15 protein-coding genes are annotated in these 14,856 nt (G+C 54.4%); 13 read left to right on the top strand and 2 right to left on the bottom strand.

Features of this window, described 5'->3' with window-relative positions; genetic code table 11:
* Positions 1 to 2 precede the first annotated feature (2 nt).
* The 7 genes from BLR08_RS03070 (at position 3) to BLR08_RS03040 (ending at position 7,806) form a co-directional block, all read left to right on the top strand.
* Positions 3 to 1,370, top strand: a complete 1,368-nt coding sequence (locus BLR08_RS03070) for a multi antimicrobial extrusion protein MatE (RefSeq protein WP_072328166.1) — start codon at positions 3 to 5, stop codon at positions 1,368 to 1,370.
* Entirely contained in the window at positions 1,367 to 2,557 is a 1,191-nt protein-coding gene (locus tag BLR08_RS03065) for an MFS transporter (protein ID WP_072328165.1), read from the top strand. Before BLR08_RS03070 ends, BLR08_RS03065 begins: the two co-directional genes overlap by 4 nt.
* 250 nt (positions 2,558 to 2,807) lie before the next feature.
* The gene (locus BLR08_RS03060) at positions 2,808 to 3,500 is read left to right on the top strand and encodes an ABC transporter ATP-binding protein (RefSeq protein WP_072328164.1); all 693 of its coding nucleotides are present in this window, start codon (positions 2,808 to 2,810) and stop codon (positions 3,498 to 3,500) included.
* The gene (locus tag BLR08_RS03055) at positions 3,497 to 4,870 is read left to right on the top strand and encodes an ABC transporter permease (protein ID WP_072328163.1); all 1,374 of its coding nucleotides are present in this window, start codon (positions 3,497 to 3,499) and stop codon (positions 4,868 to 4,870) included. The genes BLR08_RS03060 and BLR08_RS03055 overlap by 4 nt, the downstream gene beginning before the upstream one ends.
* Positions 4,871 to 4,897: 27 nt before the next feature.
* The gene (locus tag BLR08_RS03050) at positions 4,898 to 5,989 is read left to right on the top strand and encodes an efflux RND transporter periplasmic adaptor subunit (RefSeq protein WP_072328162.1); all 1,092 of its coding nucleotides are present in this window, start codon (positions 4,898 to 4,900) and stop codon (positions 5,987 to 5,989) included.
* Positions 5,990 to 6,152: 163 nt separating this feature from the next.
* On the top strand, positions 6,153 to 6,821 hold the full coding sequence (locus BLR08_RS03045) for a nitroreductase family protein (RefSeq protein ID WP_072328161.1): 669 nt from the start codon (positions 6,153 to 6,155) through the stop codon (positions 6,819 to 6,821).
* Between the two features lie 181 nt (positions 6,822 to 7,002).
* A complete protein-coding gene (locus BLR08_RS03040; RefSeq protein ID WP_072328160.1) occupies positions 7,003 to 7,806 on the top strand; it encodes a hypothetical protein in 804 nt (267 codons plus the stop codon).
* Positions 7,807 to 8,008: 202 nt separating this feature from the next.
* Here the strand turns inward: BLR08_RS03040 and BLR08_RS03035 are convergent, their stop codons facing one another.
* Together BLR08_RS03035 and BLR08_RS03030 are read right to left on the bottom strand one after the other, a co-directional pair.
* Entirely contained in the window at positions 8,009 to 8,206 is a 198-nt protein-coding gene (locus tag BLR08_RS03035) for a cold shock domain-containing protein (RefSeq protein ID WP_054796811.1), read from the bottom strand.
* Between the two features lie 71 nt (positions 8,207 to 8,277).
* Positions 8,278 to 9,003, bottom strand: a complete 726-nt coding sequence (locus BLR08_RS03030; protein ID WP_072328159.1) for a class I SAM-dependent methyltransferase — start codon at positions 9,001 to 9,003, stop codon at positions 8,278 to 8,280.
* Positions 9,004 to 9,262: 259 nt separating this feature from the next.
* Here BLR08_RS03030 and BLR08_RS03025 point away from each other — a divergent pair, with 259 nt between their 5' ends.
* The 6 genes from BLR08_RS03025 (at position 9,263) to BLR08_RS03000 (ending at position 14,830) form a co-directional block, all read left to right on the top strand.
* Positions 9,263 to 9,496: a hypothetical protein gene (locus BLR08_RS03025; protein WP_072328158.1), complete on the top strand. Its 234-nt coding sequence runs from the start codon at positions 9,263 to 9,265 to the stop codon at positions 9,494 to 9,496.
* Positions 9,497 to 9,778: 282 nt separating this feature from the next.
* On the top strand, positions 9,779 to 10,576 hold the full coding sequence (locus tag BLR08_RS03020) for a TerC family protein (RefSeq protein WP_072328157.1): 798 nt from the start codon (positions 9,779 to 9,781) through the stop codon (positions 10,574 to 10,576).
* Positions 10,577 to 10,735: 159 nt separating this feature from the next.
* Complete coding sequence (locus BLR08_RS03015; RefSeq protein ID WP_072328156.1) at positions 10,736 to 10,915, top strand: hypothetical protein; 180 nt, start codon at positions 10,736 to 10,738, stop codon at positions 10,913 to 10,915.
* A 235-nt stretch (positions 10,916 to 11,150) separates the two neighbouring features.
* Entirely contained in the window at positions 11,151 to 12,941 is a 1,791-nt protein-coding gene (pepF, locus tag BLR08_RS03010) for an oligoendopeptidase F (protein ID WP_072328155.1), read from the top strand.
* Positions 12,942 to 13,030: 89 nt separating this feature from the next.
* A complete protein-coding gene (locus tag BLR08_RS03005; protein ID WP_072328154.1) occupies positions 13,031 to 13,372 on the top strand; it encodes a LapA family protein in 342 nt (113 codons plus the stop codon).
* A gap of 129 nt (positions 13,373 to 13,501) precedes the next feature.
* Positions 13,502 to 14,830, top strand: a complete 1,329-nt coding sequence (locus tag BLR08_RS03000) for a sensor domain-containing diguanylate cyclase (RefSeq protein WP_072328153.1) — start codon at positions 13,502 to 13,504, stop codon at positions 14,828 to 14,830.
* Positions 14,831 to 14,856 lie beyond the last annotated feature (26 nt).

Here is a 14,856-nt window from a genome sequence, read left to right as displayed (position 1 = left end):
CTATGAGTGAACCGCAGCACCGAAGCATTTCGTTCAGACAACTGCTCGCCTTTTTCCTGCCGCTCGGCATATCGGCTAGCCTTGTCACCATATCCCATGTCATCATCAACAGCACGCTCGCCCGTTCCGCGCATCCCGAGATCATTATCGCCAGCTATGCGCTGCCGATGAGCATATTAGGCATCACAGAGAGGCCTGCCGTTCTGCTGCGTCAAACATGCTCCGCTCTGGTTCGCGACCGCATCTCCTTCCGGGCGATGTCGGTCGTGAGCTTCTATGTGCTTGGCTCCATATTCGCGATCGGCCTGGCAATCAGCTATTCGCCCATCGGCCCATGGCTGTTCACCGGCCTGTTCGGCGCGGAGGAAAGCATGGTCGCTCCCATGATGGACGTGTTCCGCATCCTGATGTTCGTCAGCATCTTCTCAGGCATCCGCTGCCTGTTCCATGGCGTCATCATCTCTAATATGCGCACCAAGTGGCTCACGATCGGGATGGGTATCCGACTGCTGGGCATGTATCTGGTATCGCTCTACTTCATACATACGGGCGTGACCAGCGGGACGGTCGGCGCGATCATCTTCCTCGTCGGCATGGTTATCGAGGCCATCGTCAGCGTCTGGGAAGGCCGATCGCTGCTGAAGCGGCATATTCCCGAGAAAAAGCCGGAGCATCCTATCGAACGGCCCGGACAAATATTCGGCTTCTACAAGCCTCTGCTGTATTCGTCCGTTATTGCGATCCTTGCATCTCCGTCGATCAACGCTTTTCTCGGCAAAACCAACGACATCCAGCTGTCGGTTGCAGCCTTCGCCATCGCCGCCAGTCTGACCAACCTGGTGACAAGCTTTTTCTCTTACGTCCATCAGATTGTCCTAAATTTTTACCGGAAGGATTCGGCGACCGTCATCCGGTTCGCCATCACGGTAGCGTTTATCCCGACCCTGCTGCTGGCGCTGCTCTCTTACAGCTCGCTGGGCCCTTGGTTCATGGAGCATGTCATGGGCGTGAACGAGCGCCTGATGCATGCCAGCCTGTCGACATTGCGCGTATTTATGCTGCTGACGCTGATCTTCCCGTGGCTGGACTTCGGCAACGGGCTGCTTATGCTCCGCAGTCAAACAAAAACGATGGTGTGGTCGCAGGCCGCCAACGTCTGCACCACCCTTCTCGTCCTGCTGGCCTGCGTCCTGGCAGTCCCCGGGTGGAACGGAATGATCGGCGCGCTGGCACAGTCGCTCGGCGTAGCCGCCGAGGCTTCGGTTGTCTGGCTAATCCTGCGGGCCGCCAGGCGCTCGGGCCTGGAGCCGGCCGCACTTCGTCCGCGCAGGGCGGACCATTCAAAGACAGAATCGAGTGACGCGCCATGAATCCAGCGGCTCCAACCACTCCGCGTGAGGATTTTGCCCTCCGCGGATTTACCTTTTCCTTCTTCACGATGACGGCTATTATCACATCCTACTTCCCCTTGTACTTTCAGTACAAAGGTTATTCGACGGTCCAGATCGGCTTGCTCTATTCGGTCGGACCTTTGACCGGAATCGTCTCCAATCTGTTCTGGGGACTGATGAGCGACAAGTATCAGACGGTCAAAAAAATATTGCTGCTGATTTTGATCGGCCAGCTGATCGTCGCCTTTTTCATGTTCCGCATGGACGGATTTGCGCTGCTTATGGTGCTGATGGCCGGCTTCTTCTTCTTTCAGCAGCCGATGACCTCGCTGAATGACAGCCTGGTGCTGCTGACCGTCAGCGGTACCCGCAAAAGCTATGCCTCGTTCCGCGTCTGGGGCTCCATCGGATTTGCGGCTGCAGCGCTCGTATTCGGCGAGCTGCTCCGCCGGTTCGGCGCCGGTCTGACGCCGGCGCTCGCGCTGGGGTCGATCATCATGTCGCTCTCGCTGGCCTCTATGCTGCGCGATGCGCGTGATCCGAAGTTCAAACGGCCGAGCTTCTCCGGCTTCATGCCGATCGTCATGTCTCGCCCGTTCCTGGCTTTCCTTATTATACTGCTGATCGTTTCCACCGCTCAGCGCATGAACGACGGGTTCCTGGCGCTTTATCTGCAGCAGCTTGGAGCAAGCCCGTCCATCGTAGGATGGGCCTGGATGACGTCAGCCGTCAGCGAGATTCCCGTGTTCTTCCTGCTCAGTAAGTATGGGCACCGGTACAAGGAGCTTCCCCTGCTGGCGGTCTGCTCGCTCGTATACATCATTCGTTTCCTGCTCATGATGTTCGTCGAGAACCCGGTATGGGCCGTTGCCATCCAGCTGCTGCATTCCATCTCCTTCGGCATCTTGCTTTTTACGGCTATCCGCTATATCCAAAGCGTCATCCCGGATCAATATAGAGCCAGCGGACAGGCGATCTTCGCGATGACCTGGTCGGGACTGGCAGGACTGATCAGCGGGACGCTTGGCGGGTGGATCTTCAATACATGGAGCCCGCGCGCCATGTACGGAACCGCCTCAGCTCTGGCCGTCGCAGCCCTGCTCGGCTTCCTCGTGCTTCACGCGAGGCAGTCAGGACCGCGGGGCGCTCAGGATTTCGAGGTTTAACCGGGCGAGTCCGGTCCCTCGTGCAGGGTTTTGTCCCCATCATTCGTCTATTAACAGAGGGATGCTTCGGGGCTTTTTTCTGTGTACCCGACGGACGGGGATGAACGGCAGAACCATTCGCATCACCAGAGCAACCGGCTTGGCAGCAACTCTTAACAATTTCTTAACGATGCCCGTTTTGTGCAACTTCGGCGGTATTCCACCGTTACTTAACATGGCATCCTAATTTCGCTTGATACGGAGGGGTCACGTGCTTGCGGTAAAACAACTGTCACACAGCTTCAGGAACGGTACCGAAGATACGCCGGTGCTGCACCAAATTCATTTTGAAGTGGGTAAAGGCGAAATGGTCGCCCTGCTCGGCAGCTCCGGCTCCGGCAAGTCGACGCTGCTGAATCTGATGGCCGGGCTGATGAAGCCAACGAGCGGCAGCATTCTGATCAACGGCAGCGCCATCGATCAGATGAATGAAAATCAGCTCGCAGAGTTCAGGCGTACGAATATCGGCTTCATTTTTCAATCCTACGAGCTGATCACTCATCTCACGGTACGCGAAAATGTCGAGCTTCCGCTTGTCTTCCAAGGCATCAAGCCCAAGGTGCGCCGGGAGAAGGCGATGTCGCTCCTCACCAAGGTCGGGCTCGGGGAGAAGACGGAGATGTTCCCGTCCCAGCTCTCAGGCGGGCAGCAGCAGCGGGTCAGTATCGCCCGCTCGCTGGTCACGATGCCGACCATCGTATTTGCAGACGAGCCTACAGGCAATCTCGATACGAAGACGGAAAACGAAATCATCGAGCTGCTGCTCGAATTGAACCGGTCGCTCGGGCTCACCTTCGTGATCGTCACGCACGAGATGGAGGTCGCCCGGCGCACACAGCGGGTAATCCAGCTGCGCGACGGCTACCTGGTGGAAGACGGCTCATGGGCAGGTGAGGACCGATGAAGCTGCGCGATTATATCCGGCTCGGCTGGGACCAGCTGAAGCGGCGGGTCGTCGTCACAGCGCTCTGCGCGATGGGGATCGCCATCGGCTCCGCTTCGATTATCGTCGCACTTTCCTTCGGCGAGTCGATCAACCATTTCAGCAAGCAGCAGATGTACGACTTCCTCAAATCGGACGAGATATCCGTCAGTGCGGGCAGAGGACCCGAGTCCGAAGCGTCCGGGGACCCCGCTGCGGCAAAGCCTTATGAGCTGACCAAAGCCAAAATCGATCTGATGCGCAGCTTCCCGCATGTCAAAGCCATTTCTACATACCGGACTCTGAACGGCTTTACGCTCAAGCTGGATACCAAGCAAGGCTATCTTTACAATATTTATGCAACTGAGCTGGACACCCTGGCCGACTTCGGCATCGAGCTGCAGCAGGGCGGTCCTTCGGATCTGGAGAACACGATTATTCTCAGCTACGGCGCAACGATGGGACTGCAGGACGAACAGGCCTCAAGGAGGACCGTTTCCTATCAAAATGACAAGGAAGCGATAGAAGCGTGGAAAGCGCAGAGAACCATCGCTTATCCGATGTACCAGAAGATGGTTACGCTCGTTCCGCAGGCGTTCACGGAAAACAGCGGAGAGGGCAAGCAGATCCCTGTCCGGGTCGTCGGCATTCTCAAGAAACCTGAGGGCATGTCCGATGAGATGATCAGCAATCAGAAGATCGCTTATGTCTCCCCTTCTCTCGGCAAAAGGCTGTATGAGGCTCAGCTGGAGATGAACGGCGGAAAGCCGCGGCCCGGCAATAACGGAGAAGCCTCCGGCACAGCGGATTATGACGTCGTCAAGGTCAAGGTGACCGAAAGCTCTCATGTCAAAGATGTGGAGCAGCTGCTTCAGAAGCTGAAGGTCAGCGTCGAAACCAATTTGCACCGCGAGGAACAGATTCAGTCGCAGCTTGCGATCGTCCGAATCGTGTTTGGCGGCGCGGGACTGTTTATTCTGTTCGTCGCTTCGATCTCGATCGTTGTGGCCATGACGATGTCCACCTATCAGCGCAGGCGCCAGATCGGCATCATGAAGGTGCTGGGCGCCAACCTGAGCCAGATCCGCAATATGTTTATGATCGAATCGGCGCTGCTCGGACTGCTCGGAGGCTTGATCGGCATTTTGACCTCGTATTGGGTGATTTGGGCCATCAACATCGTCATCATGAGATTTTCAGGCAGCTCCGGTTCCGATGAGGTTTTGTTCATCAGCCCGTGGATTTTGCCGCTCGGCTTGTTTTTCGCCATCATGACAGGCGTGCTGTCCGGCATCTACCCCGCAGTGAAGGCTTCGCGCACCGACGCGCTGACCGCGATCAAGCGCGACTAACCGACTATACATGGGAGTGTTATGACGATGAAAAAGAAAGCATGGCTGATCACCCTCTCCGCCGTCGTAGTGGTCGGCGTCACGGGATTATTATTTTGGCAAAGCCGTCCGGTCGACCGCAGCAAGCAGATGGCGCCGCAGACCTTGAATGCGCTGAAGTTCCAGGCGACGCGGGAGGATTTGACCAGCACGGTCGAAGTAAAGGGCAAGTCCTCGTACCGGCAGGAAACGTATATTAACGCCCCGTTCGCGAGCGACGTCAAGTCCTGGGATGTGAAGGAAGGCCAGCAGGTGCAGAAAGGCGACATCTTGTTCCGGCTCGTCGACACCACCCTGCGCAATGAGATCGCCGAGCTTCAGGCGGCCGCCCGCAAGCAGGAGATGGAAATCAGGCTCGGACAATTTCAAGCCACGCTGGGCGCAGGCGAGGGTACCGGAGCGGATGGCGTATCCGAGACGGAGGCCAAGCAGCGCTTCGCGCAAAATGAAAGCCGAAAAATCCAGGAAGAAGTCGCCAGAATGAGCCTGGAGCATGCTCGCACCCAGTTAAACGAAAAATCCGACAAGCTGAAGGAAGCCCAATTCCCGTCGCCGGAGAACGGCATCTTCCTGTTCGATGCGGTCAAGGAGCCGAAAAACGTCAAGGAAGGGGAGCGCATCGGCAAAATCGTCGACCTGACCCAGCTTCAGCTGCTGGCCTCGGTCGGCGAATATGATCTGTTCCGGCTCGCCGAGGGAATGCCGGTTGAGGTTCGGGTAGATGCGCTAAAGGGCTTGAAGCTGCAGGGCAAAGTGGAGCGGCTGTCCAAATTCGCCAAAGGCGGGAGCGACGGTTCTGCCGGAGGAGCGGCCCAATTCGAGGTAGTGATCTCGCTGGAGCCCAATGACAAACTTATTGCTGGCCTCAGCTTGACGGCCTCCATCCAGACCGATAAGAAAAGCGGCGCCTTGGTTATCCCTACTTTGGCCGTACAACGGGATAAGGATGAATATTACGTCATGGTAGAGACGTCTGCCGGCAGCACCGAACGACGCGTCGTACAGATCGGAGTGGAGACTCCGGACAAAACGGAGATTGTGGAAGGTTTGCAGGAAGGCGACACCGTCGTCATTCAATAACGTTTCCGCCGCGCTCATTGTCAATTCCGCCACGGTCCGCTATAATGAAGAGTAGCTTTTAGCACCAAGTACTAAGGAGAAGCAGCCTTGCGGCTCCGGCTTCGCCGGATTCGCCCTCGGCTTATCCGTGACTTGTGCCCAGCATGGAGAGGATGGATTGACGATGAACGAAGTGACAAGCAAGCTCGCTTACGACGAGTTCAAAACGATACTGCTGGATCGCCGGAGCGTCCGCAAATACAAGGACATGCCGGTCGCTGTCGAAGATATCCGCGAATTGATTGACTGCGCCCGCTATGCGCCCAGCGACACCAATTCGCAAACCTGGGAATTTATCGCGATCACCAATCGCGACAAGATCAAAGAAATCGAAGCGATCACCTGGGAAGAGCTGCATAGACGCGCAGGCGAAGCTGAGGAGCGCGGCCTTTCCAAGGAAGCACGGCTGCTGACCAAGTCATTTGGACCCTATGCGACCGCCTTCTCGCAAGCGCCCGTCCTGATCGTATGTCTGGCGCCCCCTTACCAGTCGAAGTTCCGCGAGCGCATCTTCGACCCTGTCCAGCTGGTGCCGGATCATGTCTGGGACGAGGAAGGCATCAAGAGCAGCTGTCTGGCCTCTCAGAATCTGATGCTGGCCGCCCATGCGCGCGGACTCGCGACTTGCCCGATGACAGGCCCCGTGCTGCTGGCGCAAGACCGGCTGCGCACTTATCTGGATATTCGTCCGGAGTGCCAGATTAACATGGTTATCGCGCTCGGCCATCCCGAGGAAAGCCCTTCCCGTCTGCCGCGCAAGCCGGTGGACGATATTTTGCGGATAATCGATTAGCACACGCCTCTTGACAGGACCGGACATCTTCGATATAGTAAAAGGAATAATTAACCAGCTCGGCTTACGATGGAAGCACCCGTAAGAGAAGGCCATTCGCCTTCTTTGCGGGTGCTTTTTGTTGTTCTTAAAGCCGCGCTCCCTTACATTCTGGCAATCCGCGAGGAGGAATCTTGGAAGTATGAACCGAACGTTAACCGCCTTTACGGCCGCGCTTGTGTTTGCGGCATCCGTACCGTCAGCGGCAGCGGCTGAAGCGGAAGTGACCGCATCCGTCAAGAAAGCGTTGGATAAGACGATTGCCTCAGCCGACCACGCCCGAGCAGGCAAACTCTCTGCTTTTTATAAGGAGCTGATGTCCGTTCAGAGCCAGGATTCGGAGTTGACTAGCCGGGTCAAAGCGCAGAACGCCGCCAATAAAACAGCGATCTCCGCCCTTAATAAGCAGATCAAGCAAATAGACGCCCCCAAGCTCGCACGTCTGGAGGAGGAGGTCAAGTCTGTGAAGGAGCGTTACGCTCCCCTGCTCGCCCGCTACACTCAACTGAACAAACAGCTGGATCTGTCCCGCTCCGTGGGGACTAAGGAGCTGAGCAGCCTGCTTCGTCTTCAGCTTCAGGCCATGAAAATTCCCGTCCAGCTCGCCCGGCTCAGTATTAAAGCCAAGGAAGCTGCCCTGAAGTCGGCGAAAGACAAAGCCGGCCAAACGGCAAAAAAAATTCGCGGCAGCCTTGAAGCGGTCGAACCGCTTCAAGCTCAGATCAAAACCAAGCAAAGCGTCGTCAAGTCAATCGATTCCAACATGACGCCCCTCTGGAGCTCTTTCAAACAAGCGGTCAAAAAGCAAGAAGCCGAGAGCGCTCTAAGCACGCTGACATCCGTCGTCTCCATGTCAGGTCAGATCGTCAAGGAAAAGCAGCATATGCTCACGCTGGAGCAAAAGATCCGAGACGTTGTGGCGGCAGCCAAAGCACAATTGCCCTAGCTGCCCCTCCCCGCCCTGGTTTCCGCGGTACATGCAGCTCCTCCGCTGATGGCCGGAAAATGAAAGACGGCGCCTGGAGCTTCAGCTCCAAGCGCCGTCTTACGGCTTCGTCTTGTTGTATGCGGCAGAAAACAACTACCCAACGATATATGTGTTCAACCCGACCGCGTGAACGCCCCGGGCATCGCAGTTAGTTTGATTCTTACAGCTTGATTACGTTAGCAGCTTGAGGACCGCGGTTGCCGGACACGATTTCGAACTCAACCGATTGGCCTTCTTCCAACGTCTTGAAGCCATCGCCTTGAATAGCGGAGAAGTGAACGAATACATCGTCGCCGCCTTCAACTTGAATAAATCCATAGCCTTTTTCTGCGTTGAACCACTTAACTGTACCTTTCAATGAAAACAACCTCCTAGATGTATCGCCATCTTGGGCGAATAACAAGATTATAGCATCAGCAAACGCATAAATCAACTTGATCGGGCTGATTCGTACGTCAGTCGAAGCACCTCTTTGGACCCGGGAATGAAGGGCAATCGGGACTCCAGCATACTGCTGCGAACGCCTTCTTTCCCAAGCTCGGCCAGCAGCTCCTCCAGATGAGGATAACGATCCCAGCGGAGCGTAAACACCGGGTAGATCCTAATCTCGCCATCCCTTCGGCAAACCCTCAGCAGCTCGCGAATAGCGTCCAGATGGAACTGGCGATCGAACTGGCCTTCATATAAAAATAAAAAATGGCTTACCGTGATCAGCGCAAACGATTCGTCCGGAAAAGGCAAATCAGGCAGCAATGCCTGCGTATATATTCCGTTGTCCCGGTTCTCCCGGTAATGGTCGACGAACCGCTGCAGGGAAGCTTCCCGGCCGGCCTGATGGTTGGTTATGTTCCGATAATAGCTCCAGTCAAACTGCTCTTTCACCGCATCCAGCTTGGCTGTGGAGAGGGCAATCTCCCGGCTCCCATGCTGCTCGATAGCCTCCGGCTCCAGCGCGTACATCGGATCGGCTGCTACCGCCCTATACCCGCGCGCTCTAGCCTCGGCTACAAACGATGAAGCGCCTGCGGCTACATCGAGCATAGGCCCGCTTTCCAGGACTTGGGGCTCCAGCCCAAACATATGAACGTACTCATCAAACGATCTGCATGTCATGGCTACGCCAATTTGCTCGTAAGGCTTTAACTGTTCACTCATCTCAGACACACTCTCCTCAGCTCTGCTCAAATTATGAAGTACTTCTATAAATGAAGTGCTTCTGCGCTCCCATCGTCCCTCCGGACCATGCTGAAGCTTAGAAGGATGATATCACGGACATCGCTATTTGTTCAACCATTTTCTTCAAGTGATCAGGCCCGCTCGCCTTGTTGCAATTCATGGACAGGTAAGGTATGATTCGCGCATAGGCTTTGCTTTAGTTTGCATTATTTTTTAATTGAAAAGAGGTTTTCAACAGATGATCAAAAAGCATACGATATTCAAGCGGGATAAATGGAATATGCTGACGGTGGAAGTCAACGGCAAGCAGCTGATCTTGCGGGAAATTACCGACCAATGGGGCGAGGAATGCCATACCTTTCTCAGCCGCCCCGAAATGATGCATTGGGCCGAGGAGCGCTTCTCCAAAGAAAAGTTCGAGGGCAGTGAGGAAGAAATCGAACAAATCATGGAAGCTTTCCGGCAGGTTTAATTTTGGTAAATCAGCTTCTGAGGCTTGACTTCATGCTTGTATGCTGTCTATAATGAAGTCAATTACATAAGATGTCCTCCAAAGGGGAGTAGCTGTCACAGTAAAGTCGTCAGTTCGGGTTCGTTAAGAGCCCCGGCTTTATTGGCAACGTTCACGTTGTTAGCAAGACCTTTGCCTATGTTAATGGGTGAAGGTCTTTTTTGTTGGCAAAAAGAACCTTAACCCGGCATGGTATAGGTTCATTTTTATGTAACCATCATGATAATAAAAGGAGTGAGGGCTATGGATTGGTTATCCGCAACATTTTTATTGGCTTTGCTGAACATCATTCTGATTGACCTTGTACTGGCGGGCGACAATGCCATTGTTATTGCTCTGGCAGCGCGCAACTTGCCCAAGGAACAGCAGAAGGGCGCTATTTTGTGGGGAACCGTTGGAGCGGTTGTCATCCGGATCGTAGCGACGCTGGCTGTGGTATGGCTGCTGAAGCTCCCTGCGCTGCTTCTCATCGGAGGACTTGTCCTGATCTGGATCGCCTACAAGCTGCTGGTTGACAACAAGGAGCATGATATATCGGCCAAGCCAAAGCTCGCGGATGCCATTCGCACGATTATCATCGCCGATGCCGCTATGGGCTTCGATAATGTAATCGCCGTAGCCGGCGCTTCCCATGGCAGCTTCCTGCTCGTTGTGCTTGGCTTGATCATCAGCGTTCCGATCATGGTATGGGGCAGCACTTTGTTTATCAAGCTGGTCGACCGCTTCCCTATCATCATCTGGCTCGGTTCCGCCGTCCTTGCGTATACGGCTGCCAAGATGATTACGGAAGACCGCTTCGTCGCCGATTATTTCCATGCTAATCCGGTCGTGAAATGGATGATTGTCGGTGTCGTAGTCGTAGGCGTTCTGGCACTTGGTTATTTAAAGAAAAAATCGGTCACTGCGGTTCACGTTACAGATAAAGGCTATCTGGCTATCCCTGAAGTGCTTGAGAAGGTGGCGGACATCCAGCCTAACGACAGCTTCACGGCCAGCCGCGACAAAGACGGCCGGCTCATATTGGTGAAATCCCGAAACTGACGAGCTGTACGCCGCACAGCACGTTGGCCGCGGCCGAAGCGACAAGCCGGCTTTCCCCCAGTGGGAAGCCGGCTTTTGGTTTCCCCCAAAAGCAGCCCTGCAAAAAAGAGGAAAATTCGTCCAAGCGGCGAACATAATAGTTCGAAAGGGGGACCGCTCATGAGCAACGGAGCTACTATCATCACTTTCATTATCCTTTCGTTCTCGCTGTCTCTGATTTTGATCATGAAGAAGGATTCGCTTCCAGCCGGTGTGAAACGGCCTCTCGCTTTGCTCGCGCTGGTGATGATCGCCTTCTCCTTCGTGCTTTTGATCTATTCGTTCCTGCATCAGGTGTAGCTTCCGAATAGACTTCGGTCTGAGGAATCCCTATACTAATATTTAAGCCGCGCTCCGGTCATACTAAGCCGCATGTTACCAGACCGACCTTTTTTTACTAGGGAGCGTGAGCGAGTTGCGTTGGAATCCATTATGTCTGTGCGGCGTACTCAGTTTAGGCCTGCTGGCCTCTTCCGCAGCTGCTGCGGATCTGGCCGCGAAACCCAAAACGAATGAATGGACAAGGAGGGCACCCATGAACCAGGTAATGAAACGCAATGAGGTCGCCGCGGAGCACCGCTGGAACCTGGAGGACTTGTTCCCGAATCAAGAGGCTTGGAACAAGGAATACCAAGAGGTATTGACGAAGCTGAAGGATGTGGCTGAGTTTCAGGGCAAGCTGACCTCGCCCGGCGCTATCAAAAGCTGCTTTGAGCTGGAAGACACGATCTCCTTACATACGGAACGCTTGTACGTCTATGCTAATATGAAGCATCATGAAGATATGGCCGATCCAACGTATCAGGCTTTATCGGATAAGTCCAAGAAGCTGAGCGTCGAAGTGAACGAAGCGACTTCTTTCATTTCGCCCGAAATCTTAAGCCTGTCGGATGAGCAGTTGCAGAAGCTGGTGGCAAGTCCCGAGCTGAGCTTCTATAAACGGACGCTGGACGAAATGATCCGCCAGAAGCAGCATGTGCTCAGCAAAAATGAAGAGGCGCTGCTGGCTCAGGTAGGCAATATGTCCCAAGCGCCGGAAACGATCTTCGGGATGCTGAATAACGCCGATCTCAAGTTTCCCAAAGTGAAAAACGAGCAAGGCGAAGAAGTGGAATTGACTCACGGGCGTTATATTCAATTTCTCGAGAGCCGCGACCGCAATGTCCGCAAAAACGCCTTCCAAGCAGTGTACGACACGTACGGCAAGCAAAAGAATACGATAGCGGCCACCTTGGCTGCCAATGTGACGAAAAACATCTTCTACTCCAAAGTGCGTAAGCATCCTTCCACGCTGGAGAGGGCGCTGTACGGGGACAATATCGATAAAAGCGTGTACACCAGCCTGATCGATGCCGTACATGAATCTCTTCCGCTGATGCACCGTTATATGGAGCTTCGCAGAAAGCTGCTGAAGGTCGACGAGCTGCATATGTACGATTTGTTCGCGCCGCTGGTCGACGAGTTCAAGATGGACATTACCTATGAGCAAGCGAAAGCGACGGTCAAGGAAAGTTTGAAGCCGCTCGGCGAAGATTATTTGAACATTCTCCAGGAGGGCTTCGATAAGGGCTGGATCGACATCTATGAAAATGAAGGTAAGCGCAGCGGGGCATACAGCTGGGGCGCTTATGGCACACATCCGTATGTGCTGCTTAATCACAAAGATAACTTGAACAGCATGTTCACCTTGACCCATGAGATGGGCCATGCGCTTCACTCGTACTTATCCGATACGAACCAGCCGTACCGGTACGCCCAGTATACCATCTTCCTGGCCGAGGTGGCCTCCACCCTGAATGAAGCGCTGCTGATGGACTATATGCTGAAAAAATCAACCGATCCCAAGGAAAAAATGTACCTGCTGACCTACTACATGGATCAGTTCCGTACGACGGTGTTCCGCCAGACGATGTTCGCCGAATTCGAGAAGATTATCCATGAGAAGGCCGAGCAGGGAGAGACGCTGACGCCGCAGCTGCTCAGCGAAGTGTATTACGGACTGAATAAGCTGTATTACGGCGACAAGATGGTAGTCGATCAAGCTATTGAGATGGAGTGGGCCCGCATTCCTCATTTCTACAACAGCTTCTATGTGTACAAATACGCTACCGGATTCTCGGCGGCTACCAGCTTCTCCAAGCAGATTCTGGAGGAAGGCGCTCCTGCCGTTGAACGTTATCTCGGCTTCCTGAAGAGCGGCGGAAGCGACTACTCAATCAATATTCTGAAGCGTGCCGGCGTGGACATGTCTTCTCCGGAGCCGATCAAGCAGGCGATGAGCGTATTTAAGAATTTGCTGGAACAGATGGAATCGCTCGCCAAATAATTATTCCCAGGCTGAGACCGGCTTCACGGCTCAGCCTTTTTTTCCATATGCTGTGTCTAACAAAACGATATAACGGAGCGTGCCCCCACATGAAAGCTCAATGGATGCTGATTCTTACGCTGATCTTTGCCCTGATTACCGCCATATTCGCAGTTATTAATGTTGAACCGGTGCGCGTTAATTTTATGTTTACCCAAGCGGATATTCCGCTGATTCTCGTCGTATTGGGCTCTACCCTGCTGGGCGGGCTGATCGCGGCGCTGCTGGGCCTGATCCGCCAGTTCAAGCTTAAGCGGAGCATCCGGCAGCTCGAGAAGAGGATCGCTGAATTGGAGACAAAGCACCAGACCGATTCCGGGGACCTCATCTCTGCTGTTCCTGCCGTTTCTTCGGCCACACCGGCAGCGGCACCCGAGCTTAAAGAAGATTAAGTCAATATCAAATCTTCTTTAAGTTTCACCGAAACATCGATTTGACGTTGATGAAAGCCTGTTTTTTCCTTAGAATAGGTGTATCAAAAGGCATGAACGCCACTTCATGCAGGGAAGGGTGCCTACATCATGAGCGACGCGCGGGCGTTAAGCTATGATCAGCAATTGAATCATCTGGCTTTTGAACGCGCGGCATTGGGTCTCGCTTTCTTGTCCGCCGCTGGCGTCTTCCTCACCGCCAACGCTTCCTTCAGCAGGATGTTAGGCTACGAGCCCGGCGAATTGACCGGCGTCCACATCGGAGTGCTGGACGGAGCTTCGCCAGTTGCTCCCTCGTCTTGCGTTCAGGACTGGCTGGTCGCCTATACGCCCGGGGTCCCTTCCGAGAAGCGGCTCACCGAACGTGACGGGAACGTTGTGTGGGTGGAGGTCAGCTTGGCCCGTCATAAGATTGGAGACGAGTCGGCAGAGACTTCCGTTTACATGATGCAGCTGCAGGATATTACAGAGCGCAAGCGCGCGCAGCTGGCCGAAGCATCGCTGCGAACCAGCGAACAGATGTACCGGGTGATTACCGATCATTGCACCGATATTATTTCTATGCATTCCTTGGACGGGATTTACCGTTATGTATCCCCTTCCGTTCGCTCATTGCTTGGCTACGAGCAGTCGGAGCTGATCGGTACGAGCGTCTATGATTATTTTCACCCTCATGATCTGGATCTGATAAATTCGGCAGTCGATGAATTTGCCTCCCCCGAGGCCCTTAAGCTGCCCCCCTACCGCATGCGAAACAAGTTCGGGGACTATGTATGGCTGGAAACGCATCTAAGAGTAATCGACGCCGCAGATGAGCAAGGAAGGGAATTTGTCTGCGTATCCCGGGACATTACCGACCGCAGGAAAATCGAAAATCAGCTGCGTAAAACCAATGAGCTGCTGCAGAAAATTTCCTCGATCGATTCCCTCACCGGCGTGGCCAACCGCCGCAGCTTCGATGAGAACTACGCCAAGGAATGGAGACACGGACTGCGGTTCTCCACCCCCCTGTCCGTCATCCTGCTCGATATCGATTATTTCAAGAAATTTAATGATAACTGCGGTCATCAGGAAGGAGACATCTGCCTGAAGCAAGTGGCCGAAGCGCTGAAGCGCGCCGCCAAGCGCCCCGGGGATTTGATCGCCCGTTACGGCGGAGAAGAGTTCGTCATCGTGCTGCCGATCACCGATGCGCAAGGAGCAGCCTACGTAGCGGAACAGCTGCGCCAGGAAGTTGAACGGCTGCACATTCCTCATCCGAGCTCCGATGTCTCGGCATTTGTCACCGCCAGTCTTGGCCATGCAACAATGATCCCGGCTCGCGATTTGTCGCCCCGGGAGCTGCTTGTTCGCGCGGACCAAGCATTGTATACGGCCAAACAGGAAGGCCGCAACCGCTCGCGCGCATTTCTTGCATGAATAGGTTTGACCGTCCGCTCACCCTT

The organism is Paenibacillus sp. cl123, assembly GCF_900101595.1.
Classification (GTDB): Bacteria; Bacillota; Bacilli; order Paenibacillales; family NBRC-103111; genus Paenibacillus_G.
The sequence above is the reverse complement of the archived record's forward strand: the minus strand, read 5'-3'. Positions and strand labels throughout refer to the sequence as shown.